The sequence below is a fragment of the Sandaracinaceae bacterium genome, from assembly GCA_016706685.1.
Lineage (GTDB): Bacteria > Myxococcota_A > Polyangia > Polyangiales > Houyiibacteriaceae > JADJJE01.
On the sequence record JADJJE010000003.1, the window covers coordinates 1 to 21,337 of the forward strand.

The 21,337-nt window shown below is 69.1% G+C and carries 23 protein-coding genes; 9 read left to right on the top strand and 14 right to left on the bottom strand.

Translation table 11 applies throughout. From position 1 onward, the window contains the following. Positions 1-525 precede the first annotated feature (525 nt). The 3 genes from IPI43_05815 to IPI43_05825 form a co-directional block, all read right to left on the bottom strand. A complete protein-coding gene (locus IPI43_05815) occupies positions 526-1,842 on the bottom strand; it encodes a hypothetical protein (GenBank protein ID MBK7773640.1) in 1,317 nt (438 codons plus the stop codon). Between the two features lie 69 nt (positions 1,843-1,911). Continuing rightward, entirely contained in the window at positions 1,912-3,417 is a 1,506-nt protein-coding gene (locus IPI43_05820; protein ID MBK7773641.1) for a hypothetical protein, read from the bottom strand. 110 nt (positions 3,418-3,527) lie between these two features. Next, positions 3,528-3,749 (bottom strand): hypothetical protein, encoded by a 222-nt coding sequence (locus tag IPI43_05825; GenBank protein ID MBK7773642.1) that lies wholly within the window; start codon positions 3,747-3,749, stop codon positions 3,528-3,530. 43 nt (positions 3,750-3,792) lie between these two features. Here IPI43_05825 and IPI43_05830 point away from each other — a divergent pair, with 43 nt between their 5' ends. From IPI43_05830 to IPI43_05845, 4 genes are all read left to right on the top strand, one after another. Next, a complete protein-coding gene (locus tag IPI43_05830; GenBank protein ID MBK7773643.1) occupies positions 3,793-4,302 on the top strand; it encodes a MarR family transcriptional regulator in 510 nt (169 codons plus the stop codon). Between the two features lie 393 nt (positions 4,303-4,695). After that, a complete protein-coding gene (locus tag IPI43_05835; protein MBK7773644.1) occupies positions 4,696-5,001 on the top strand; it encodes a hypothetical protein in 306 nt (101 codons plus the stop codon). 292 nt (positions 5,002-5,293) lie between these two features. Continuing rightward, positions 5,294-6,382, top strand: coding sequence for a virulence RhuM family protein (locus IPI43_05840; protein ID MBK7773645.1), 1,089 nt, complete (start codon positions 5,294-5,296; stop codon positions 6,380-6,382). Between the two features lie 200 nt (positions 6,383-6,582). Then, a complete protein-coding gene (locus IPI43_05845) occupies positions 6,583-7,269 on the top strand; it encodes a phospholipase D family protein (GenBank protein MBK7773646.1) in 687 nt (228 codons plus the stop codon). Positions 7,270-7,634: 365 nt separating this feature from the next. Here IPI43_05845 and IPI43_05850 read toward each other — a convergent pair whose 3' ends face one another. Together IPI43_05850 and IPI43_05855 are read right to left on the bottom strand one after the other, a co-directional pair. Beyond that, positions 7,635-8,504: a hypothetical protein gene (locus tag IPI43_05850; GenBank protein MBK7773647.1), complete on the bottom strand. Its 870-nt coding sequence runs from the start codon at positions 8,502-8,504 to the stop codon at positions 7,635-7,637. 155 nt (positions 8,505-8,659) lie between these two features. Next, positions 8,660-9,097 (bottom strand): hypothetical protein, encoded by a 438-nt coding sequence (locus tag IPI43_05855; protein MBK7773648.1) that lies wholly within the window; start codon positions 9,095-9,097, stop codon positions 8,660-8,662. A gap of 146 nt (positions 9,098-9,243) precedes the next feature. Between IPI43_05855 and IPI43_05860 the strand changes: the two genes are divergently transcribed. Both IPI43_05860 and IPI43_05865 read left to right on the top strand, forming a co-directional pair. Then, entirely contained in the window at positions 9,244-10,188 is a 945-nt protein-coding gene (locus IPI43_05860) for a hypothetical protein (protein MBK7773649.1), read from the top strand. Positions 10,189-10,193: 5 nt separating this feature from the next. After that, complete coding sequence (locus tag IPI43_05865) at positions 10,194-10,637, top strand: PIN domain-containing protein (protein MBK7773650.1); 444 nt, start codon at positions 10,194-10,196, stop codon at positions 10,635-10,637. Positions 10,638-10,708: 71 nt separating this feature from the next. On the opposite strand, the gene IPI43_05870 is transcribed toward IPI43_05865, so the two are convergent. The 3 genes from IPI43_05870 to IPI43_05880 form a co-directional block, all read right to left on the bottom strand. Further along, entirely contained in the window at positions 10,709-11,029 is a 321-nt protein-coding gene (locus IPI43_05870; GenBank protein ID MBK7773651.1) for a ribbon-helix-helix protein, CopG family, read from the bottom strand. Between the two features lie 185 nt (positions 11,030-11,214). Beyond that, the gene (locus tag IPI43_05875) at positions 11,215-11,586 is read right to left on the bottom strand and encodes a hypothetical protein (protein ID MBK7773652.1); all 372 of its coding nucleotides are present in this window, start codon (positions 11,584-11,586) and stop codon (positions 11,215-11,217) included. Between the two features lie 279 nt (positions 11,587-11,865). Continuing rightward, positions 11,866-12,954, bottom strand: coding sequence for a DUF2786 domain-containing protein (locus IPI43_05880; GenBank protein MBK7773653.1), 1,089 nt, complete (start codon positions 12,952-12,954; stop codon positions 11,866-11,868). Between the two features lie 95 nt (positions 12,955-13,049). Between IPI43_05880 and IPI43_05885 the strand changes: the two genes are divergently transcribed. From IPI43_05885 to IPI43_05895, 3 genes are all read left to right on the top strand, one after another. After that, a complete protein-coding gene (locus tag IPI43_05885) occupies positions 13,050-14,285 on the top strand; it encodes a hypothetical protein (GenBank protein MBK7773654.1) in 1,236 nt (411 codons plus the stop codon). Positions 14,286-14,363: 78 nt separating this feature from the next. After that, positions 14,364-15,878 carry a hypothetical protein gene (locus tag IPI43_05890; GenBank protein ID MBK7773655.1) on the top strand — a complete coding sequence of 505 codons (1,515 nt, stop codon included), beginning with the start codon at positions 14,364-14,366 and terminating at the stop codon, positions 15,876-15,878. Positions 15,879-15,948: 70 nt separating this feature from the next. Beyond that, positions 15,949-17,616, top strand: a complete 1,668-nt coding sequence (locus tag IPI43_05895) for an FAD-binding protein (GenBank protein MBK7773656.1) — start codon at positions 15,949-15,951, stop codon at positions 17,614-17,616. A gap of 11 nt (positions 17,617-17,627) precedes the next feature. Here IPI43_05895 and IPI43_05900 read toward each other — a convergent pair whose 3' ends face one another. The 6 genes from IPI43_05900 to IPI43_05925 all read right to left on the bottom strand — a co-directional run bounded on the left by IPI43_05900 (position 17,628) and on the right by IPI43_05925 (position 21,322). Beyond that, a complete protein-coding gene (locus IPI43_05900; protein MBK7773657.1) occupies positions 17,628-18,221 on the bottom strand; it encodes a hypothetical protein in 594 nt (197 codons plus the stop codon). 61 nt (positions 18,222-18,282) lie between these two features. Then, entirely contained in the window at positions 18,283-18,888 is a 606-nt protein-coding gene (locus IPI43_05905; protein ID MBK7773658.1) for a hypothetical protein, read from the bottom strand. Between the two features lie 89 nt (positions 18,889-18,977). Beyond that, positions 18,978-19,514 (bottom strand): pyridoxamine 5'-phosphate oxidase family protein, encoded by a 537-nt coding sequence (locus IPI43_05910; protein MBK7773659.1) that lies wholly within the window; start codon positions 19,512-19,514, stop codon positions 18,978-18,980. Between the two features lie 51 nt (positions 19,515-19,565). Further along, on the bottom strand, positions 19,566-19,883 hold the full coding sequence (gene sugE, locus IPI43_05915; protein MBK7773660.1) for a quaternary ammonium compound efflux SMR transporter SugE: 318 nt from the start codon (positions 19,881-19,883) through the stop codon (positions 19,566-19,568). 27 nt (positions 19,884-19,910) lie between these two features. Beyond that, positions 19,911-20,192, bottom strand: a complete 282-nt coding sequence (locus IPI43_05920) for a hypothetical protein (protein MBK7773661.1) — start codon at positions 20,190-20,192, stop codon at positions 19,911-19,913. After that, positions 20,189-21,322, bottom strand: coding sequence for a J domain-containing protein (locus tag IPI43_05925; protein ID MBK7773662.1), 1,134 nt, complete (start codon positions 21,320-21,322; stop codon positions 20,189-20,191). Before IPI43_05925 ends, IPI43_05920 begins: the two co-directional genes overlap by 4 nt. Positions 21,323-21,337: the final 15 nt, after the last annotated feature.

The window sequence follows — 21,337 nt, forward strand, 5'->3', positions numbered from 1 at the left end:
CCAAGGTTGAAGTCGTGGGTTCGAATCCCATTTCCCGCTCCCAGATTTGCTTGTGATTCCGGTCGGTTAGTTTGCGCTAGCCGGCCGTTTTCGTTTTGGGGGCGGATGACTCCTGGATGACTCCTCCGTTGACTCCTGCGCCGATTCTCTGCGCGCGTTTCTCAATGAATTTCATGTACCTGGTGCTTCGACCTTCAACCTTGTCGTTGACTCCCAGTGGGTTGCACCGAAGGCCTCCTGCGTTGCCTCGGGCTTTAGCGGCACCCGGCGGCGGGAGAGAGAGCCACTCGTTCCAGCGCGTCGGCTGGCGCTGCGTTGACTCGGATGCCGGACGTCGGAGGGAACGACCAGGGACATTCGCCACAAGCCTTGTGGCAAATCCGTCGGCGGCGTCGCTGACCCTGGGCCCGCCACTGGACCCTCTGCGCTGATTGATGGGGAATTCGTCGCTTCGTTCAGTGCACGCGACGAGGGCGTGTCGATGGGCACCTCCGCGCTGCAGCAGCAGGTGCGCGCTCCGGCTGGTCATTGACAGGCGAGGGGGTCGACACACACGCTCATCGCGCACTCGCGCGTGGTGCAGTCGTCGTTACTGGAACAGGTCTCGCCGACTTCGAAGCGTGGCACGCACACGTCGTTGCGACAGAGACCCTCGAGGCACGCGCCGACACCGTCGTTGCAGGCCTCGCCGTAGGCTCGTCCCACGTAGCAGACGTTCGAGATGCAGCGAAAGCCGTCCGCGCAGTCGTCGCCGCCGAAGCCTGCGAAGCAAGAGTCCCCCTGTGTGCCGGGTGCGGTGCACACCTCGTTCACGCAGCGGAGGTCGCCGGCACACAAGCGACCGTCGGATGCGCAGGACATGCCCAGCTCCCGCTCCGGGATACAAGTGCCCACTGTCGTTCCGACGGTCCGGTAGCAGTGGAGCGGCCACGCGCAGTCAGCGCCCGTGCAGGACTCGCCCGCCGTGCGCTCTTGGATGCACACACCCGGCCCGCCAATGCCGTCGTCACAGATCAGGTCGTAGTCGCAGTCCGCGGCCAAGCACGACGCTCCCTCGATGGCGCGCGGCGTGCAAACCCGAGGGGAGCCCGTGCACGTGAGTTCTCCCGCGCAGTCGAAGACCGACGAGCACGGTTGGCCGGCAGCGACGGGGGTCGCGCAGAGGTCATCCATGCACACGAGGCCGGCTTGGCATTCCCCCTCCCAGCCGCACCCAGCGCCAACCGCGCCGAGCGCCGCGCACACCCCAGGGCACGCTGCGCCATCCTCGCAATAGCCGCCGGACGTGCAGTGGACGTCGCTCGAGCATGGCGCAGTGACAGCCTGTTCCCCGACGATGATTGGCTGTCCGGTGATGGCCGCACACACCTCGAAGAGGTCGTAGATATCAGGGAGCCAGAGAAAGTAGTCCACCAGCGCGCACGGGTTTGCGGTCGCGAAGGCGTGGCACGCACCTGCCGCGTCGGCGTCGTAGCTGAGCCACTGGTTCGCCACGGCGGCTGTGAAGTCGGCGGAGTAGCGCAGCTCCTGGTCGCGCACGCAGTGGTCGACATCAACGTGGCGCGAGATGCCGCAGGTGACCAGCGCCGTGCAGACGTCGCGCTCGACGACATCGCGGATCTCGTCAAGCGGGATGGGCGGACCCGAACAGTTGGCCCCGCAGAGGGGCCCGCCGTCGACGACGCTCGCGTCCCCGGCACCGCCATCCTGCGGCCCAACGTCGTCGATGGTGGCGTCGCGGGGCCCCGCGTCGCCAGCGGGTGGCGTGTCACCACCGCAACCGGTGGCCCAGACAGAGAGAACGAACAGCCCCACCCAACTTGTCCCGCGAATCCCCTGCATTCGCTCAGGGTCAGCGAAGGCGCGGACGGTGTCAACCGTCGACCTGTCCGTGTGGGTCCGTGCTCGATACTACCATTCAATCATCCAGACGTAGGCATCATGGCTACCGGCGCTGGCGCCTCCGAAGACGCCGGCTGTGCTTCCAACCACATAGACATTTCGTCCCACGGCCCGCACCGAGGTGGCGTCTTCGTCGGCCTGGCCGCCACCCTGTCGAGTCCAGAGTAGGTCGCCGCTGCTGTCGTACATGCGCACGTAGACGTCGGTGGCATCGATGCCAATGTTCGGCCGCTCGAGCGCTCCAAACGTGTCCCCGACGACTACGACGTTGCCCGCTGCATCCACCGCACACGCGCTGCCGTAGTCGTCGTCGGTGGTGCCGAACTGTCGGGTCCAGAGCACATCGCCTGCCGTTCCGTACTTACGCACGTAGGCGTCGCTTCGTCCGACGCCCGCCCCTTCCAGCGCACCCGAGGTCTCCCCCGCGACGATGACGTCGCCGGCCCCGTCGACGCCTACGCCGTTCGCGGCGTCGACGCCCATCGTCCCGAACTGGCGCGTCCACAAAACGACACCTGTCGCGTCATACTTCCGGACGTACGCGTCCTGGTTGCCTGAGGCCGTGCCGTCCAGCTGCCCAAAGGTGTCCCCGACGACGATGACGGCTCCCTCGTCGTCGACGGCCACGGAGTGAGCCGTGTCCATCAGCGCTGTGCCAAATTGCCGCGTCCAGAGCACTGCGCCAGCGGAGTCGTACTTCCGAACATACGCATCACGGCCGCCGAGGCTGGCGCCTTCGAGCCCTCCCTCGGTGTAGCCGGTCACGATGATGTTGTCCTGGCCGTCGATGGCGACGGAGTAGGCGAGCTCCGCGGCGACCGTTCCGAACTGCCGCGTCCACAGGAGCGCGCCGTCGGCGTCGTACTTGCGAACGTAGGCGTCCAGCCCGCCTGCACTCGCCCCCTCCACCGCGCCGGTCGTGTACCCCGCCACGACGACGGCACCGACGCTATCGACGGAAATCGCAGTCGCCGCTTCGTCCCCGGCGGTGCCGAGTTGTCTTGTCCAGAGCAGTGCTCCAGTGGCGCCGTACTTGCGGACGAAACCATCGAAACCTCCTGCGCCGGCGCCCTCGATTGAGCCTGTCGTGTATCCAGCGACGACAACGCTGCCGTCCACGTGGACGCCAACCGCCCATGCGCCATCGCTTCCGGTGCTCCCGAACTGCCGCGTCCAGTCGGACGACACGCAGCTCCGGTCCGCCGTGGTCGTGCCGGGCGTTCCCTCGATGAGACCGGTTGGACACACCTGCCATACCAGACAGGCGACCGCGTTCGTCGACGCACTGTACTCGCCCGGTGAGCACGCCGCGCACCGTCGATCCTCCAGCGACGTCCCGACCTCGCTCGTGTACTCCCCCGGCTCACAGGTCGTCCATGGTTCGCAGACGGTTCCCAGTTCGGCCTCGCCGAGCCACATCCCTTCCGGGCAAGGTTCGCGGCCCCCACCAGCATCGCAGCCATACAGACCGACCGCGAACAAGAACCCAGCCACCTGCCGTTGATATGAGACCATCCCTCGGCGCTCCTTCTCCGTCCCAGCATGGACCAGGCGTCTGAGATGCGTCAATCGTTGTGTCGACCGGTGGGCGTCGCCATCGAGCCCCTTGGCCGACGCTCGTGCGTTCAGCCAACCGCGGAGTGGACGGAGGGATGGTGCAAAGCGATGACGATGAGCTCGTCTTCGAGTCTGGCGAGCACGAGGCGTCGAGCGAGCACTACCGAAGCACGCGCGCGCTCCGAACACAGCCGCGCGAGCTGGCCGCCCATCGCGGCTTCCAGCTGGTGCAGAACGCACGCGACCAGGCGCCAGCTCCAGTGGGTGGGGCACCGGCCCGACACGTTCATCCGCACTCCTTGCACCGTCCCGAATGTTGGGACACCTGATCCTATGCTCAAGGGAAGCGACATCCTCGTTCTCGCAAAGCTCATCTCGGGTGCAGAGATCTCGGTGCGCCCGCTGGCCGAAGCGCTCGACCTCCCTCGCAGCAACGTCGCCCGCAGCCTCGACCGCCTCCGGGCGGCTGGGCTGATTGTGGGCGATGGCATCGATGGGTCGCGCGCGCTCGAGTTCCTGCGGCACGCCGTGAAGTACATCGTGCCGGCCGGCGCTGGGGACAAGCAGGCACGCGGGCTGGCCACCGGATCCTACGCGCCCCCGTTCGATGCGGAGTTCGTCGGCGGCACGACGCCGTTCGTATGGGCGCAAGCGCGCGGCCCCGACAGAGGCTTCCCCATCGAGCCGCTGGCGGAGAACGCCCCAGCTCTGGCCCGCGTAGATCCAACCCTCCGTTCGGTGCTCGCGGCGATCGACGCGCTGCGTGTGGAACGCGCCCGGGAGCGCGAAGCAGCATCCAACTACCTCGCCAACGCCCTCGCCCAGGTGGGCGCCTTCGCGTGACGGGCGATCCGAACAGGGACCGCCTCATCGCGGTGGCGCAGCGGTTGGGACCGCTCATCGACGACGTGGTCTTCGTCGGCGGGACCGTCACCGGTCTGCTCATCCATGCGCCAGCGCCGCGGCTCACGAAGGACGTCGACCTCGTGGCTCCGGTCGACTCCGCGGTTGCCTACGAGAACGACGTCGCGTCCGTCCTGCGCGCGCATGGCTGGAGCGAGGACGACTCGGAAGACGCACCCCGCTGTCGCTGGCGCCACAAGGACGCGGGCATTGCCGACGTGATGTCCCGAGTCGACGCGGGCTTCGGGTTCAGCAACCCGTGGTACCCCGGCGCGCTCGCGAACGCGGAGCCCGTCACGCTTCACCCCAGACCTGACGGTGAGAGTGGTCAGCGTGCCCTACTTTCTGGCGACCAAGATCCAAGCGTTCCTAGGCCGCGGCAACGGCGAGTTCGACTTCAGTCACGACATCGAGGACATCCTCACCGTGGCCGCTGGAGCCAACGACCTGGTGGCCAAGGTGGACGCCTCCGACCTCGCTGTCAGGTCGTTCCTCGTCGACACCCTCGCTCGCTGGACGCACCCGACTGGACCGCTGACGCGAAGCGCGCGCGCGCACTTCCCGGGCACCCCGGCCGGAGCCACCGACGCCAGCCGCACGCTGAGCTTGCTGCGCGAGATCGCTGCCCTGCCCCGCTGACTCCAGCCTTGGTTCCCGCCCGTTCCCGTCTGTACCCACGCGGACCCGCTCTCCCTGAAAAAGGTCGAGGTTTGTTCGCTTGCGACGGGAACGCACGGCCTTTGCCAAGGTTGAAGTCGTGGGTTCGAATCCCATTTCCCGCTCCCAGATTTGCCCGTGATTCCGGTCGGTTAGTTTGCGCTAGCCGGCCGTTTTGGTTTGGGGCTGCGTTCACAGGCGAAACCTGAGGTTGGAGAGGGTCCGCTGAGGTAGCTTGGCCGCATGGTGCCGTGCCAGTGAAGGAGCGAGTGGGATGACGGACGACCCGACGACTACCTCGGAGCTCATCCTCTACCAGACCGAGGACGGGCGTACGCGCATCCAGTGCCGCTTCGAAGACGCGACCGTGTGGCTGACCCAGAAGCTGATGGCCGACCTCTTCGAGATCGGGGTTGGGACGGTCAACCACCACTTGAAGGCCATCTATGAGGAGCGGGAACTCTCGCCCGAGGCAACTATTCGACGCCATCGAATAGTTCGAATCGAAGGGTCACGAGAGGTGGCGCGAGAGATCGAGCACTACAGCCTGGAGGCCGTCCTAGCGGTGGGGTTCCGCGTGCGCAGCCACCGGGGCACACAGTTTCGTCAGTGGGCCACTGCCCGCCTGAGTGAGTACCTGGTGAAGGGGTTCACCATGGACGACGAGCGGCTGAAGAACCCGCCGGGTCCTGGGCAGGTGGACTACTTCGACGAGCTGCTCGAGCGGGTGCGCGACATCCGCTCGTCGGAGCGGCGCTTCTACCAGAAGGTGCTCGACATCTACGCCACCAGCGTGGACTACCGAGCCGACACGGAGCAGTCGCAGCAGTTCTTCGCCACGGTGCAGAACAAGATGCACTTCGCGACGCATGGGCACACGGCCGCCGAGGTGATTGTCGAGCGTGCGGACGCCAGCAAGCCGCTAATGGGTATGCAGACCACGCGGCCCGGCGGCATCATCCACAAGGCCGATGCGTCGGTGGCGAAGAACTACCTGAGCGAGACCGAGCTGCAGGTGCTGAACCGCATCGTGAGCTTGTACATCGAGTACGCCGAGCTGCAGGCCCTCGAGCGCAAGCCCATGACTATGCGCGACTGGATCACCAAGCTGGATGAGTTCCTGAAGGTGTCCGGGCGGCAGCTCTTGGAACATGCGGGCACGGTCACTGCCGCGGCGGCCAAAGCCAAGGCCGAGCGCGAGCATGCGCGCTACCACGCGTTGCAAGACGCGCAGCCGCGCGCGATTGATGGCGAGTTCGAGAAGGTGGCCAAGCAGCTGCAGAAGCCTGCGCCGAAGAGAGGCGCGGGACGCACAGGGGCCGCACGAGGGAAGGCGGGAAAACCAAGGGGGAGAGAGGCGTAGGCGAAGCCGTCCTCGCGTAGGATCCCTGCGTGCAGATCGAGACCGTCACCGCACCCGCAGGAGGCATGCTCGCCGCCGTCCGGTCCGTGCTCGACCACGGCGACCAAGCGCTCCTCTGCGTGGCCTTCGCTCAGACCCGCGGTGTGCACCTCGTCGCGAAGGAGCTCGAGCGGGCCTCCGCCCGCGGCAGCGCACGCGTGATGGTCACCACGTTCGGGTCCACCGCGCCCGCCGCGCTCGCGGCGATCCAACAGACCGGTGCAGACCTGCGTGTCCTCAATCCGGTCGGTGGCACGTACCACCCGAAGGTGTATCTCGGCCGCACCGCCAACAGCATCCAGGCGGTGGTCGGTTCGGTGAATCTCACGTCGGGCCTCGTCGCGAACATCGAGGTGGCGACGGTCATGCGCGGGTCGATCGACGACCGGCCACTCGCCGACCTCTGGAACTGGGCCGAGACCACCTGGGGCCATGATCGCGCAGCGGCGTGGAGTGGTGTCATCGAGCCTGGCCTCGACGAGCCGATCGAGCCGGAGCTGCTGGCCATGCTCGCCGCCGTCGCCAGAGAGAACCCTCGCGTCTACACGCTCGGTCCGTCTGCCGCGGAGAACGTCGTCGCCGACGTCACGGCCTCGGGCCTCTGGGTCGAGACGGCGCGGAGCCGCGAGCGGAGCGCGGGCGCGCAGCTGGTCCCGCCTCGGATGCTGAACCTGGCGTGGGACACGCTCCGCGCGCGCGGCCGCCTGAGCAACCGCGAGATGCTCGAGGAGCTGCGCATCCATCGATCGAGCTTCGTGTGCGCGGTGCTCGCGAGACTGCCCGGCGTCACAGTCGAGCCTGGAAGGTCGATCGTGCTCCGAATCCGCGCTCACTCCACTGAGGCCTAGCGGCCCCAGGACCTCGTTCCACGCGCTAGTGGAGGGTGGGATCGAGCTGATCGGTGCGAGCGCTCTAGAGACGCTCCTCGGCGGCGACGAGTTCGCCGTTCATTCGACGCCGATGCCGAGCCATTTCATGAGCGTGCCGACCCCTGCCAGTGTGAGGATCACGGCCCACAGGATCAGGATCCTCTTGTCGGAATTGTTGATCTGCATCGTGTCTCCGCGGGCTCGGGTCGTCTGCTCTCTCGGGGGGGAGGTCATGGTAGACAAGAAGCGCCGCTGCTGAGTACCCAAAAATCTACGTTCCCAGTAGCGGTGCGACGCTAGCGAAGCACTTCCGCCAGCCGTGGCTCCTGCGAGGTTGGCCCAGGTCAGTCGACGTCCAGGTCGGCGCCGATGGCCACCAGGAACGTCCCGGTGCCGCCCTGATCGCCGGCGTAGTCCGTGAAGCCGAGGGGGTAGGCGTAGCTCGCGCGGAAGAGCAGCCCTTGCGGCGTGCGCAGGCTGAGCCCGAACCAGGGCACCACGCCGAAGGTGGCGAACGTGAGGGTGCTGCCCTCCGCGGCGACCTCGTCGAAGCCCACGTTGATGGCGGCGTTCTGGAGCGAGAGGCCGTAGTCGATGTCCACCCACGGGGCCAAGCGGTGGTTGGCGCCGACCGAGAGACGCATGAGCGGCGCCACGTCGTGGCCGGACTCCACGATGCGATGCGAGCTCGGGTCGAAGCCGTGCTCCGTGGCGCCGGGCGGGCGCGTCCGCTCGTAGACGGTCCACGGCATGACGCCCAGGGTCACGGCCGCGGCGAAGCCCAGGAGCGTGGTGTCGGAGAGCGGGATGTGCACCGCGAGGTTGGGGCCGAACCCACCGTAGGACCGCGGCTTGTCGAGGGGTGGCGTTCCGTAGGCTGAGCCGTCGCTCACGCGCGAGCTCGCGTAGGTGGCCTGCATCCCGAGCGTGACGTAGTCGCCCACGCGGATGCGCAGCTCACCGCTCGTCCAGAGGGTGGGCCTCAGGACCGACGGGTCACCGACCTCCGGGAAGTTGTCGGTGTCTTGCACGCCTCCCTCCACGCTGCCCAACACCTGCACGGTCCCACGCGGCTGGCGGATGAGGGTCTCGCTCACGGGCGCGGCCACGAGCGCGGTGCGCCGGTACTGCGTCTGCGGAGCACACCCCACGAGTGTTGGCCAGATGAGCAACAACCCGGCGAGGACGATGATGTTGGGCTCAGTCTGGCGCATGTGTCTCAGGGGAGCACAGAGCGTGCCGAGCGAGGCGCCCCTCCAGGGAAGCGCGAGGGCGCGCAGCGTGGGGCGCTTCGTGGGCGTGATGAGGTCCACGCGGCACACCTCTGTGACTGGCGGGCACACCCACTCATTCGCTTGGAGATGTGCCCTCAGCCAACGCACTTACCAACATGCACGAGGTCGCCCTCTTCCATGTCGAACGCCGCGCGGTCGCGGAACCAGCCGGTCGTCCGGTGCAGAACGCGTTCGGCGGGACGGTTGTCGCCCGCGTAGTAGCTCATGCGTAGTTGCACGGGCCCAGCCACGGCGATCAACGCATCGAGGTAGTCCGCTAGGGCTGCGAGGCACGCATGTGAGGCTTCTTCCTCGTCGCGATGTTGCTTGGAGAGCGCGGGCGTACTCGAGTACCCGAAGCCGCAGGCACACCCCGAGTACGCCCCAAGCTGGACCACGTACGGAAGGGTGAACTGGGTCCGTGTGCTCTCGTGCCCGCCATCGGGGGCGTACACATGCAGCCCGGGCTTGGCTTCGACCCATGGGACGAGCGGCGGAGCCGTAGCGGCGGCGAGGTAGAGGGCGGTACACATCAGAATGCAGCTCAGTGTAGCGACCGCGAACGCGCAGCGTGACCCCGACACGCTGCCCTGGCATATTGACCAACCACGAAGCGGGGCTCCGCGCCCTTCTCAAACGACGTCCGAAGCGACCAGACACCCAACGGAAGGAGGCTGACATGAACAAGCACAAGCTAGTACTCTTGGGTGGCCTCCCCGGCGAACTACGGATCTCCGCGACGGTCCTGCATGAAGCGGTGGGGGCCCTGATCGAAGGCGCGCGGCTCGCAACGCGCTTCGCGGTTGAGGGGGAGAGCGTGCGCAAGGGGCCGCGACCGGCCTGGCTCGACGCCGCGTGCGACTTCGATGTCACGGCGCTCACGCCTGGGTCAGCCGTCATCACCATGGAGGCAGACACTCTCAAACAGGTCGACCCAGCCCGCTTCGGCGTTGGCGCTCAGCAGTCGCTCTTTGGTGAGGCCGACGAGCACTTCGGTGAACAGACAGCGATCGACATCTTCGGTCGGGTCTTGGCCACCATCCTCGAGGGCGAGGCAGACGATGTCGTTGCGGATCGCCCGTTGCTCGAGAGCTGCGCCAGGTTCGCTCGAGTCTCTGGCCGCGGGCTCGACGGGCTCCGGCTCGAGGGGCTGCGCGGGCGTTCCTCGCCTCTCGTGATCACTCCCAGGGACGCTCCCCACATCGAGCTCCTGCGCGACGAGATCCCAAGGCCACAGGCTGCGCGAGTCGCGGGCACACTCGACACGGTGTCTGCATCGCGACCCGACGTGGTGCTCACGCTGAAAGACGGGACGCGCGTGCCGGGGCGGATGGAGGAGCACAACCTGGAAGCGCTTCGGTCGGTGCTCGGCAAAGAGGTCGTCGTCTCCGGTATGGCCCACTACCGGCCCTCCGGTCGCCTCCTCCTGCTGGACGTCGAAGCTCTCGACGTCGCGCGCCCCGAAGACCGGGTCTTCCAGAAGGCGCCCGTCGCGCGGAAGCAGAAGGTCGTGTGGGAACCGACTGGGCCAAGCGACGCATCAGGGGTCTCCGCGTTCTTCGGGACCTGGCCCGGTGAGGACTCCGACTCCGAGCTGCTCGAGGCGCTCCGGGCCATCGGATGAGCGGGTTGTACCTGCTCGACACCAACGTCGTTCTCGCGCTCGTGCGCGGCAGCGCGTTGGGGACATACATCGACACCTCCTTCCGTCTGAGCGCGGGAAAGCGTCGTCCAGCGATCAGCGTCGTCACGCACGGTGAGCTGCGCGTTCTCGCCAGCCGCAATGGGTGGGGCGGGGCCAAGCTCGCGGCGCTTCAGAACGCGCTCAATGCCCTGGTGACGGTAGATATCAATGTCGCGGAGGTCATCGACGCGTACGTCGAGATCGACGTCTACTCCCAGCAGCACCCTGACGGTGCGCGGAACATGGGCAAGAACGATCTCTGGATCGCCGCGTGTGCGAAGGCTTCGGGCGCCACGCTCCTGACGACCGACAAGGACTTCGATCACCTCACCCCAGGCATGATTTCCGTCGAGTACGTCGATCCTGCCTCCACGCTGCCTGAGGCGTAGCGGGGCAGCGGGTCGTTGCGTCACAACCTCCGTCTGCCGGCCACGCTCATCCGGCCAACGAACGGTGAGCATCAGCGTGCAAGAAGCTGGCGAATGCGCTGCTCCACGTGCTGATCAGAGTGTAGGACGGCGGTGCCATCCTGGATGCTCCTCACACGCCGGGCGATCTCGTCGTCCCACTCGCGATCCAACGCAGCCGGCACGGAGCCCTCACGTAAGGGGAAATCGCCAAAGCGCCCGGCAAGTTCCAGACAACTGGCAGGCCACTCGTCTGCGGCGTACTTGTGGACGGCCTCCGCCACCCAGCGGCTCTTGGACAGGCCACTGGCCCGCGCGGCTCGCTCCACCAACGCGTGCGTCTCAGGGTCCAGATAGAGCGTGATTCGGGACATGCGCGGCTCTCCACGAGAAGGGCGTATATGTGAACGTATACGTTCGGCGACGGACGCGTCAATCCCCGCCCCAACCGCGCCAGTGCGCGAACCGCATGAAACAAGGGGAATCCTGCTTCACGAGCACTGAGGGCCACGAGCACGTCCTCGTCGAGGCTGGCTATCCCTGGGTCTTATCGCGGGCGTCACCGCAACCGCAGGGGCCCAACAGCGAGGGGCCCCAAGACCTCGTGCCACGCGTTGGCGATCTCTGCCTCGTTCTCGACCTCTCGCTCCGCCAGCCAGTCGAGCAGCTGCTCGTCCTCCGGCGGCATATCCGGAAGCAGCCGCAGCGGGATGGCCGTGCCGTAGCGGTCGTCGTCCTCCCAGTCGTACTCGTCGAAGAGGTAGTGGTGTCCGAACTTCTCGCGGTGAAGCGTGTAGCTGAGCACGCCATCTTCGCCCTGCCGGGCGACCCCAACACCGCCGTTCCGCGCATGAATCACATAGGCGCGCCCCAGGATGACCTCGTCTCTCGGAACCCGTCTCGCGATGAGGGTCTTTCGATCGGTGGACATCCAACCACCCTACCACCGCCTCGGGCCTGCGGTAGAGGGTCGAGCGATGGCCAAGACGGATCCCGAGCCAGTGCGCCTCGCCATGGAGAGCGATCAGAGTCTACCCGCCGTTCACTCGACGCCGACGCCGAGCCACTTCAGGAGCGCGCCGAGCCCAGCCAGTGTGAGCATCACGGCCCACATGATCAGGAACCGCTTGTCGTACTTGTTGATCTGCATCGTGTCTCCTGAGTGTCCGAGAAGTCTACGTACCAAGTCGTCTGCGAGAGACGCCATAGGTCAGCGCGGCAGCAACCCACCGCCACCACCCCCACCGCGGCCGCCCTCCACCGGCCGGTGCAGCACCAGCTCCTCCCCGGCTGCCTGCCCGTGCGCGAACGCGGCGTTACGCGCCCGGCCTGAGCGCCGGTGGGTGCGCACCCGCGGGTGCCGTCGGTGGTAGTACGCCGAGACGCCCGCGTCGCCGACCCACACGAGGCCCTGCTCGGCCGATACTCGCTGCTCTCGCTCGAGCTTGTCTCGGAAGCCGCGCATCACGCCCACCAGGAAGGTGCGGCGGTCGCGATCGCCTTTCACGGCATGCGCCGCGCGGTGGCGCCTCCACGCGGCCTCGCCCGCCTGCAGGAGGAAGCCGTGCACGTACTCGGCCATGCGAACGTTGGCGCGCGTGCCGCAGATCTCGAGCACCGCTCCGCGCCGCCCCTCGAGCGGGCGAAAGGAGTGGGTCCAGATGGCCTCCACGAAGAAGTGCTTCGTTAGGATGGAAGCGAGCACCCGCTCGTGCTCGTCGTGCCGCGCCTTGACCGGACCCACGTGCGCAAAGGTGAAGTCCCGGTCGTCCACGCGCGTGTCGCGCTCGCGGATGTTGTGCTCCAGCATGAGCCGCCGCGCCTGCTGCATGGCGGCATCCGCCTCGTGGGGGTTGTCGCTCCCGGCGAGCGCAAGCAGGCGGCGCACCTTGTCGATCACCCGGGCTGCCTCCGTGGGCGTCGCGCCATCTCCGGGCGCCGAGGACACGCCCGCCGCTCGGGCGTCTATCCCGCGCGCCTCACACACCGCGCGGAACGCTGGCCCATGCGAGGTCTCCGACACGCACAGCACCTCCGCCACGAACTGGTGCGCCATCTCGTGCTTGAGCACCTCGAGCACCTCCGCCCACGGGTGCTCCACCACCAGCCGCCGGGACACCTCGATGGCCCGCGTCTCGGGCACGAAGCGCGCGAGCACCGACGTGAGGTCCGAGAGCGAGAACACGGGCGGGCGCATCCGGTCCTCGAAGAGCGACCAGTTGGTGCTCTTCCAGCGGTCACGGAGCTCCTCGAGGATCAACCGCTCGAGCTCGTCGTTCAGCGCATGGGGGGCCGGCATGGCGGGCAGCTTTTGCTGAGGGCGGGGTGGGTTCAAGGCGCCGCGGCGATGAGATCGCGGCGCTGGTCCATTCCTGCCGTGTAGTCTCTCGGGTCATGACCAGCGCAGCAGCGTCGAACGTCCCGCGGGTGATGCTCGCGCCCCTGTGGCTCAGCTGCCTGGTGGCGTGCGGAGGCAACGCCACGGACGCCGAGCGCGCCTCAGCGGCACCCACAGCTGCTGCCCCGGCGGCGGCGCCCTCGGAGGTGGCCGCGCCTCCCGCTGCCCCAGCGAGCGACGCTGTCGTCAACCTGCTCGCCGCCGGGCCGGTGACGCTGCACGCGTCAAGCGCCTACAGGGCCGACCCGAGCCAGTTCGCCAACCTCGTGGACGGTGACGCGAACACCGCCTACCGCTTCGGCACCGGAGACGTCGACAGCGCGTGGTTCGTGGTCAGCATCCCGGCCGGCGTTCACGTGGAGGGCCTCGAGCTGATCGTTGGGCACGGCGGCCGCGACTCGGAGGGTGCCCTCTTCCAGCGTCACCCGCGCGTGCGGTCTCTGTTCGTCAGCCTGGGCGACATGAACGCTCCCATCCTCGCGAGCCCGGAGTTCGATGCTGCGTCGGCCGCGCTCCAGCGAGCAGACCTGCGCATCGACGGACCCGCGAACGTGATGATCGGGGTCGACGCGGTGGACAGCCCCGAAGGCGCCATCCCCCGGGAGCTGTGGCTGAGCGAGCTCCACCTGCTCGGGCGCGTGGACGCGAGCGTGGGCCCGCGCACCCCGACGTATCGGCTGGGGCGCCGGCCGCTGGTGCTGCCCGGAGCCGACGACACACCCGAAGCGCGCTTCCGAGCGGCACAGGAGGAGCGCATCGTGGCCAACGCCTCGCTGCAGATCATGGGGGCGGGCGGAGATGCCTTCGAAGCCCTGCTCCGCGCCGAGCGCGAGGCGAACGCGGACGGCGCCGACCTCGAGGCCGTCGACGCATGGGCCAACGTGGTCTTCGAGGCGTGCGGCTTCGCGGGGCTGCGTCGGGAGTGGGAGGTGGCGATGGACGGGGCGCGAGACGTGCTCGAGTACCATCGCATGAGGGTGGTCTACGCGCGCATCACGCAGGGCGAGCCCGAGGACGAAGACGCCTTCGACCGATACGCCGAGGCGAACCCGTTCACTCCGGAGGCGCTCGCGTTCCGCCGCTACGTCATCGAGGAGCTCGACCTGGCCGGGCAGCGCGCCCTTCGAGCGCAGGGGCTGCTGGACCGGCTGCAGAACCACATCGCGACCGAGCCGTGCGACGCGACGCCCGACTACGCGCGCTACCCGCCGCCCACTCGCGAACGACGCTGACGAATCTCGTGAACCGATCGCCGTCGGTCGTCACTTCATCGAGGCGCGCCCTCCATCGCCGCGCGAAGGACCCACTCGATGACTGCCTCCACCCTCGCGCGCCGGCACACGGCCCCGCGGACCCTCGCCACCCTCGCCTCGCTGCTCGCGCTCACCGCCTGCCAGGACGCGTCGCCCAACACGCCGCAGCCGGACGCGGGCCCCATGGACCCCGCCAACGCATGCGAGGCCGCCGTGCGCCCGCTGCCCATCCCGTTCGACTACGAGCTGGCCAGCGACCACCTCTCCGTCGCGACCGATGGCGGGCCCATCGCCGTGATGATCGGGCCGTGGGGCGCGCACGTGCAGCCGCACACCGGGCACCCGGAGGGGAACGTGAAGGCCGACTGGTATGGGCTCTGGACGCCCACGCGGACGTCGCCGGGGCTGGTGGAGGTGTCGTGGGACGATGGCGCCGTGACCCCCGGTGGCTGCGACCCCGGGGCGCGCTGCGGTGTGTCCACGAGCCACCTCGAGGCGCGCATCCCCTGGTACCGCTTCCCGGCCGACAGCGTGCGCCTGGTGCGCGTGGAGCTGCTGGGCGTCCAGAGCTCGGACCCGTACGACGGTCAGTCGTGGGAGGTGGAGCTCGACCTGTGTCCCTACCGCTACGTGCTCGGGCACGTGGGGGCCATCGCGCCGGAGCTGGCCGACGCCATGGTGGCCGCCGGGGGCATCGACCCGCGCGTGGCTCCGCCCGTGGGGGTCAACCTCATCGAGGGCCACACCTTCGACGCGCCCGCCGGGATGGCGCTGGCTCGCCCGCAGATCAAGGCTGGCGTCATCGCCGAGAACGCGGCGTACCGCACGGGGCTCGACTCCGTGCCCGAGGTGCCGTGGGCGCAGATCGAGTGGACGGCCAACCACCGCGGCGACAGCACGGCGGGCATCGCGCGCTCCGAGTATTCGTACATGGAGCCTGCGCTGCGCGAGGCGCTGGGCGACATCCTCGAGGCCCAGGCCGGCCCCGTGGACGACTTTCGCTACGAGGCGCCGGCGCGCTGGCTGTGGACGGCCGAGCACGTGCTCGAAGCCACGTCGCCCTTCGCGCGCACGGAGTCCACGGGCCTGCTGTCCGGCGTGGGCGGGTGGTTCCAGCGCCCGGAGAGCGGTGTCTGCGACGCGAACCCGTACGACACGGCCGAGTGCTCCGAGGTGCTGTCCATCTTCCCCGTCCACACCGAGGGGGCCTACTACGACCCTGCCAACTATCACGAGGCCGACGTGCGCTACCTGCTGCACCGCGGCCGACTGACGGGCGACACGTCGCACTTCCTGGGCTTCGCGGAGATCCTCTCGCCCACCGTGCCCGACCCCACCAGCGGCGTCCTGCGCGTGAAGTGGCGGCACACCTACACGGTGCAGTACCAGGCCATCGCCTACCGCTTCGACCCGGCCACCTCGACGATGCGCTTCCGCTACGGGCCGCTGATGAACGAAGAAGACGTGGTGGACCCCTACTCGCTTCCCGCCCCGGCCATCCCCGCAACGAGCGATGCGTGCACCGCGAGCACGCTCATCTGCATGACCCAGCTCAGCTACGGGCGCTTCTGAGGCGAGGCGCCATCCCAGTGGGCGGCGAGCGCCGATGGACGTCACGCAGCCGACCGCGTAGCGTCCCGCGATGAGCGACACGCGAGACCAGCGAGACGACTGCGACGTCCTCGTCGTGGGCTTCGGGGGAGCCGGGGCCTGCGCCGCCATCGAGGCCCATGATGCGGGCGCCCGGGTCGTGATCGTGGAGCGCTTCGACGGTGGCGGGGCGACGGCGCGCAGCGGCGGGGTGGTCTACATCGGAGGGGGCTCGCCCTCGCAGGGGCGCGCAGGCTGGGACGACTCTGTGGAGGCCATGTACGGCTACCTGCGCGAGGAGACCGAGGACGCCGTGAGCGAAGAGACGCTGCGTGCGTTCTGCGCGCGCAGCCTCGACAACGCGGCCTGGCTCGAGGCGCAGGGCGCGCGCTTCACGCTGCCCTTCTTCGCGGCGAAGACCACGCAGCCGCCTGACGGCTATGGGCTCTATTGGTCGGGCAACGAGAAGCAGCGGGCGCACGCGGCGAAGCCCGCGCCGCGCGGGCACGTGGTGGATGGCGACGGCATGACCGGGCATGTGCTCTTCGCAGCGCTCGCGGAGGCCGTCGCGCGGCGCGGGATCGAGGTGCAAAGGCACACCAGCGCGCAGTCGCTGGTGGTGGCCGGCGACGGCACGGTGGTGGGCGTGGAGCTCCTCTCGCTGCCAGCCTCGCAGCCCCTGCGTGCGGCGCACCTGGGACTGAGGGGGGTGTTCGAAGCCCTCCGCTCGGCGAGGTCCAAGCGAGCCGAGCGCGCGCGTGAGGCCCTCGCGGCCTTCGAGCGCCGCTGGGGGCGGGTGTCCCGGATCGACGTGCGAGGTGGGGTGATCCTCGCGAGTGGCGGGTTCGTGTTCAACCAGGCCTTGCTCCACGAGCGTGCACCACGATATGCCGAGTGCATGCCCCTCGGGACGGCGGGGGACGATGGCACGGCCATCCGCCTAGGCGAGGCGGTGGGAGCGGTGAGCGGCGAGACCGAGCGCTGCGCGGCGTCCCGCTTCATCGCTCCGCCCGAGGCGTTGGTGACCGGCGCGCTGGTGGACGAGACGGGCCGCCGCTTCTGCGACGAGACGCTGTACGGCGCCACGCTGAGCAAGGCCATCAGCGAGCGCCCGGGCGGGGTGGCGTACATGCTCACGGACGCCGCCATCCGCAGCCGCGCCGAGCAGCAGATGAAGCAGGAGGAGCGCGTGCGTGACTTCACGCTGGGGCAGCTCGCCGCGGGGCACGCCAACCACCTGCTCTTCCGGAACTACTGCTACCTGACCAACCGCCACGTGAACCGTCGCCGCGCGCCCACGCTCGAGGCGCTCGAGCAAGCCCTCGCGATGCCGCCCGGGGCGCTGGTGGCAGCCGTCCGCGAGTACAACGCCGCTCTCGCCAGCGGCCAGCCCGACGCGTTCGGGAAGGCCCGTGAGTCGTGTGCGCCGCTGCTTCAGCCGCCCTTCGACGCGATCGACTGCTCGCTCGACAGCGCGCTCTTTCCAGGCCCCTGCCTCACGCTCGGAGGGCTGCGCGTGGACGGTCTATGCGGGCGCGCGCTCCGCGCCGACGGCAGCGAGATCCCCGGCCTCTACGCCGCAGGGCGCAGCGCCGTGGGCGTGGCCTCACGCTCCTACGTGAGCGGACTGTCGCTCGCGGACTGCGTCTTCAGCGGGAGGAACGCGGGCCGTGACGCGGCCGAGCGCGCGGCCCGCGCGGGGGCAGGGCTCCGCTCGTAGCGGGGCTGCGCTCAGGGCACGGCGAGCTCGATCACGCTGCAGTGCCCCGAGACGCACTCCGCGCGCAGCCCATCGAGGATGGGCACGCAGGGCGGGCACTCGGCGGCCGGGTCACACACCAGGGCGGCATAGCTTCCGCGCGCAGGGTTGAACGCCACCACCTCGGCACGGCCCAGCACGCCACAGGCGCAGCACTCCCGGGGCGCCAGCTGACACTCGTCGCGGTTGGTGCACGAGGTGAGCGGGTCCGCACGGAGGTTGCGGGCCTCGCACTCTCCGGCGCTGCACACCGCCAACAGGAAGGGGTCCTGCTCGATGAAGCACGTTGGGCAGCCCACCGTGTCGCGGCAGGCGCGCGTGCGGTTGGCCTCCACCTCGTCGTCGGCCACCGCGACCATGTCCGTGGCCGTCGCGGCCCCACAGCTGCCGCAGCAGGTCTCGGGCAGCAGCGTGCAGTCCGATGACACGCTGCAGGCGCCGCCGCCCGCGCTGTCGCGACGCCCACCATCACCGAGCGCGTCGTGCGACTGGGCGCAGCCCATGAATGCCACTGAGGCGAGCAAGAGGCTGACGCAGACGAGACCGAGTGGCGTGGCGGGTGTCATTCCCACAGCGTACCGGAGGGAGTGGTGGCAACGCACGGTGGGTGGGCGCAGGTGGCAGCGCCTAGTCGTCCCACGGGTCCAACACATGGTTCGTCCGGCGTGGGGCGCGCTGCGGGGGGTCCGCCGAGAGGACATCCGGCAGAGGCTGAACGCGTCCACTCGGGCCGCGCAGCGCGTGCACCGCGTCATTGCCCGGCGGCAGCGTGGTCTCGAACTCGGAGAGGGATTCTCCGCAGTGCGCGGGGATGCCACCGGCCCACGGGAAAAACACGACGCCGTCGCGCAGCTGAACACGACCCGGGACGCCATCCAAGCAGCTGTGGATCACCGACCAGCGCACCCGCATGCCGAGGCCGTGCCGGTAGGCGACGGGTGGCCACTCGCTCGTTGGCAGGTGGTACACGAACGGCGGGTAGTGAGCGCGCCGCACGGTCGTGGCCCGCGCCACGTCGACGAAGTGCGTGCCTGGCGGCGGAGGCGCCTCGCCCACGGGGAGGCTGGGCACCTCGCTGTCGGCCACGGGTGCGGGCACCACCACGGCTGCCGGCTCTGGGACATCCGGTGCTGCGTCGCGTGCGGCATGGGGCTCGGGCGTGCTGCAGGCCAGCAGCGCGAGCAGGAGCACCGCGAACGGGGTCCATCGCGCCGACGAATCAGTGAACAGCATCGCGTGGGCTCACGGGCCGAAGGGGCCCCTCGAGTCCAGGGTTAGCCGGTTCTGCACCGAAAGGCCACCGTGCCGAGCGAAGGACCGCGCTACAGCGCGACCTTACCGTGGTTCTCCGCCGAGTCGTCGTCCTGCATCGGCTTCCCGCTCATCGCGGCCTTGGCCGCGCGGAACGCCAATTTGATGCCCTTGGCGCCCGCCATGTCCCAGTACTCCGCGGCGGTGGGGCGGAATTCCAGCAGGAGGATGTTCGGGTCGTTGGCGTCCTGGAACCACACGCGCATGGGCTCGCTCCACAGCTCGGCCACCTTGGCACGGTCGTGGTGCGTGCTGGCTTCGCCCTCGATGCACAGGTACACCAAGCGCCCTTGCATCACCACCAGGGCACGTGGGTCGCGCGCGAGCTCGGTGACCAGGTCGTTGGTGGTGCTGGTGATGAACCACAGGCGCGCGTCGTCCTCCACCTTCCCCACGCTCATGGGGCGGGCGCGCGAGGAGCCGTCGGCGCCGTGGGTCACGAGCATGGCCGTGTCGAAGCTTCGGGCGAGCGCGACGATGTCCTCGGGGGTCTTCGTGGTGTGGTCCTCGCCGTCGCGAGCACCTTTTTGATTGAGTTGGTTGGCCATGGCGGGCCTGGTTGCAACATGCGTGCCCCGCTGCGGCGTCACCGGCGCACCCTAGGCGGCCGTGACCTTCAGCCCCACGATGCTGACCACCAGCAGCACCACGAACACCACGCGCGCGGGGCTCACGGCCTCACCGAACAGCACCACGCCCGCGCACGCGGCGCCCAGCGCGCCGATGCCCACCCAGATGGGGTAGGCCGTGCCGATGGGCAGCGTGCGCGTGGCAAACGCCAAGAGCCACATGCTGCCGGCCAGCGCGACGACGGTCACCACCGAGGGCACCAGGCGCGTGAAGCCCTTGGTGTAGACCAGCCCCACGGCCCAGACCACTTCCAGAATTCCTGCGAGAACGAGCGCGAACCAGGCCATGTTGGCCCTACGATAGCCGCGCCGCGCTCAGTCGCCCACCTGGCGCGCCTGCAAGAGCGCCAGCAGCTCCACCACCTGGCGGCGCGTGGCCACGATCTCGGAGCGCATGCGCAAGATGACCTCGGCGCCGGCCCAGTTGACGTCCAGCTCGTGGACGAGCGTGCCCACCACGCGCGCCACCTCGGCCTGCTCGTCGGTGTAGTGCTCGGCGTCGCGCTCGAGGTGGCCGTCGTCGCACAGCTGCTCGAACAGCTGCATGTCGTGGTGCAGGAGCTCGAGCAGCTCGAGGAGTGGGATGGCTCGGGTCACAGTCGAATCTCCTCGCGCACGGGCTCGCTGTAGAGCGCGGACGCAGCAGCCGCGGCAGTGGCGAAGGCTTCGTCGGCTTGGTCGGGGAGGCGCACGCTCAGCTCCACCATGAGGTCACCGCGCTCGTCCTTGCGGGCCACGCCCTTGCCGCGCAGGCGCAGCTTGCTGCCGGTCTGCGAGCGCGGCGGGATCTTGAGCTGCACCGTGCCGTCCAGCGTGGGGATGGAGACGCTGGCGCCGCTGTACGCCTCGGCCACCGTGACCGGCAGCGTGAGGAACAGGTCGAGCCCCTCGCGGCGGAAGTGCGGGTGCGGCTGCACGCGCGTCTCGATGACCAGGTTTCCGGGCGGGCCCCCGTTGCGGCCGGGGCCGCCCTTCCCGCGCACCGTGAGCACGCTGCCGTCTTCGGCGCCGGGAGGGATGCGCACCGTGATGGTGCGCTGGTCGTGCAGCACGCCCTCGCCCTCGCACGCGTGGCACGCGGTCCGCACGGTGCCCTCGCCGTCGCAGGTGGGGCAGGTGGTGACGAACGACATGGGCCCCTGCACCACCTTGCGCCGCCCACGACCGCCGCAGTCGCTGCAGGGCGTGGGGCTGGTGCCCGGCTCGTCGCCGCTCCCGGCGCACACGGTGCAGGGCGTCTCGCTGGGCACGTCCACCTTGAACTCGGCGCCGCGCAGCGCGTCCACGAAGGGCAGCTCCACGCGCGCGCCGATGTCGTGGCCCGCTCGGGGTGCGGCGGCCCGCGGGCTGGCGCGGCGCCCGAAGATCTCGTCGATGTCGAAGTCGAAGTCGTGCCCGCCACCGCCACCGCCACGCCGAGCGCCGCCGCCGTCGGGCCGGGAGCGCTGCTGCTCGCTCCACTTCTTGTAGGCGCGCGCCTGCTCGGGGTCGAAGCCGCCGCGCAGGCCGTCCGCGCCGAATTCGTCGTAGAGCTTGCGCTTCTCGGGGTCGGACAGCACCTCGTGGGCGCCGGCGATCTGCTTGAAGTTCTCCTCGGCCTCGGGGTTGCCCGGGTTCAGGTCGGGGTGCCACTTGCGGGCGAGCTTTCGGTACGCCTTCTTGATCTCCTCGGGCGTGGCCGCCGAAGTCAGCCCCAGGCGGGCATAAAGGTCGTCTGCATTCGCCATGGGGCCAAGGATACC

Bases quoted from the DNA above. Each gene is read 5' to 3' on its own strand.
- IPI43_05815 (MBK7773640.1), bottom strand. From the start codon at position 1,842: ATGCAGGGGATTCGCGGGACAAGTTGGGTGGGGCTGTTCGTTCTCTCT.
- IPI43_05870 (MBK7773651.1), bottom strand. From the start codon at position 11,029: ATGTCCCGAATCACGCTCTATCTGGACCCTGAGACGCACGCGTTGGTG.
- IPI43_05885 (MBK7773654.1), top strand. From the start codon at position 13,050: ATGACCAGCGCAGCAGCGTCGAACGTCCCGCGGGTGATGCTCGCGCCC.
- IPI43_05830 (MBK7773643.1), top strand. From the start codon at position 3,793: ATGCTCAAGGGAAGCGACATCCTCGTTCTCGCAAAGCTCATCTCGGGT.
- sugE (MBK7773660.1), bottom strand. From the start codon at position 19,883: ATGGCCTGGTTCGCGCTCGTTCTCGCAGGAATTCTGGAAGTGGTCTGG.
- IPI43_05910 (MBK7773659.1), bottom strand. From the start codon at position 19,514: ATGGCCAACCAACTCAATCAAAAAGGTGCTCGCGACGGCGAGGACCAC.
- IPI43_05850 (MBK7773647.1), bottom strand. From the start codon at position 8,504: ATGCGCCAGACTGAGCCCAACATCATCGTCCTCGCCGGGTTGTTGCTC.
- IPI43_05905 (MBK7773658.1), bottom strand. From the start codon at position 18,888: ATGCTGTTCACTGATTCGTCGGCGCGATGGACCCCGTTCGCGGTGCTC.
- IPI43_05925 (MBK7773662.1), bottom strand. From the start codon at position 21,322: ATGGCGAATGCAGACGACCTTTATGCCCGCCTGGGGCTGACTTCGGCG.
- IPI43_05880 (MBK7773653.1), bottom strand. From the start codon at position 12,954: ATGCCGGCCCCCCATGCGCTGAACGACGAGCTCGAGCGGTTGATCCTC.
- IPI43_05900 (MBK7773657.1), bottom strand. From the start codon at position 18,221: ATGACACCCGCCACGCCACTCGGTCTCGTCTGCGTCAGCCTCTTGCTC.
- IPI43_05890 (MBK7773655.1), top strand. From the start codon at position 14,364: ATGACTGCCTCCACCCTCGCGCGCCGGCACACGGCCCCGCGGACCCTC.
- IPI43_05825 (MBK7773642.1), bottom strand. From the start codon at position 3,749: ATGAACGTGTCGGGCCGGTGCCCCACCCACTGGAGCTGGCGCCTGGTC.
- IPI43_05875 (MBK7773652.1), bottom strand. From the start codon at position 11,586: ATGTCCACCGATCGAAAGACCCTCATCGCGAGACGGGTTCCGAGAGAC.
- IPI43_05895 (MBK7773656.1), top strand. From the start codon at position 15,949: ATGAGCGACACGCGAGACCAGCGAGACGACTGCGACGTCCTCGTCGTG.
- IPI43_05820 (MBK7773641.1), bottom strand. From the start codon at position 3,417: ATGGTCTCATATCAACGGCAGGTGGCTGGGTTCTTGTTCGCGGTCGGT.
- IPI43_05860 (MBK7773649.1), top strand. From the start codon at position 9,244: ATGAACAAGCACAAGCTAGTACTCTTGGGTGGCCTCCCCGGCGAACTA.
- IPI43_05855 (MBK7773648.1), bottom strand. From the start codon at position 9,097: ATGTGTACCGCCCTCTACCTCGCCGCCGCTACGGCTCCGCCGCTCGTC.
- IPI43_05840 (MBK7773645.1), top strand. From the start codon at position 5,294: ATGACGGACGACCCGACGACTACCTCGGAGCTCATCCTCTACCAGACC.
- IPI43_05845 (MBK7773646.1), top strand. From the start codon at position 6,583: ATGGTCACCACGTTCGGGTCCACCGCGCCCGCCGCGCTCGCGGCGATC.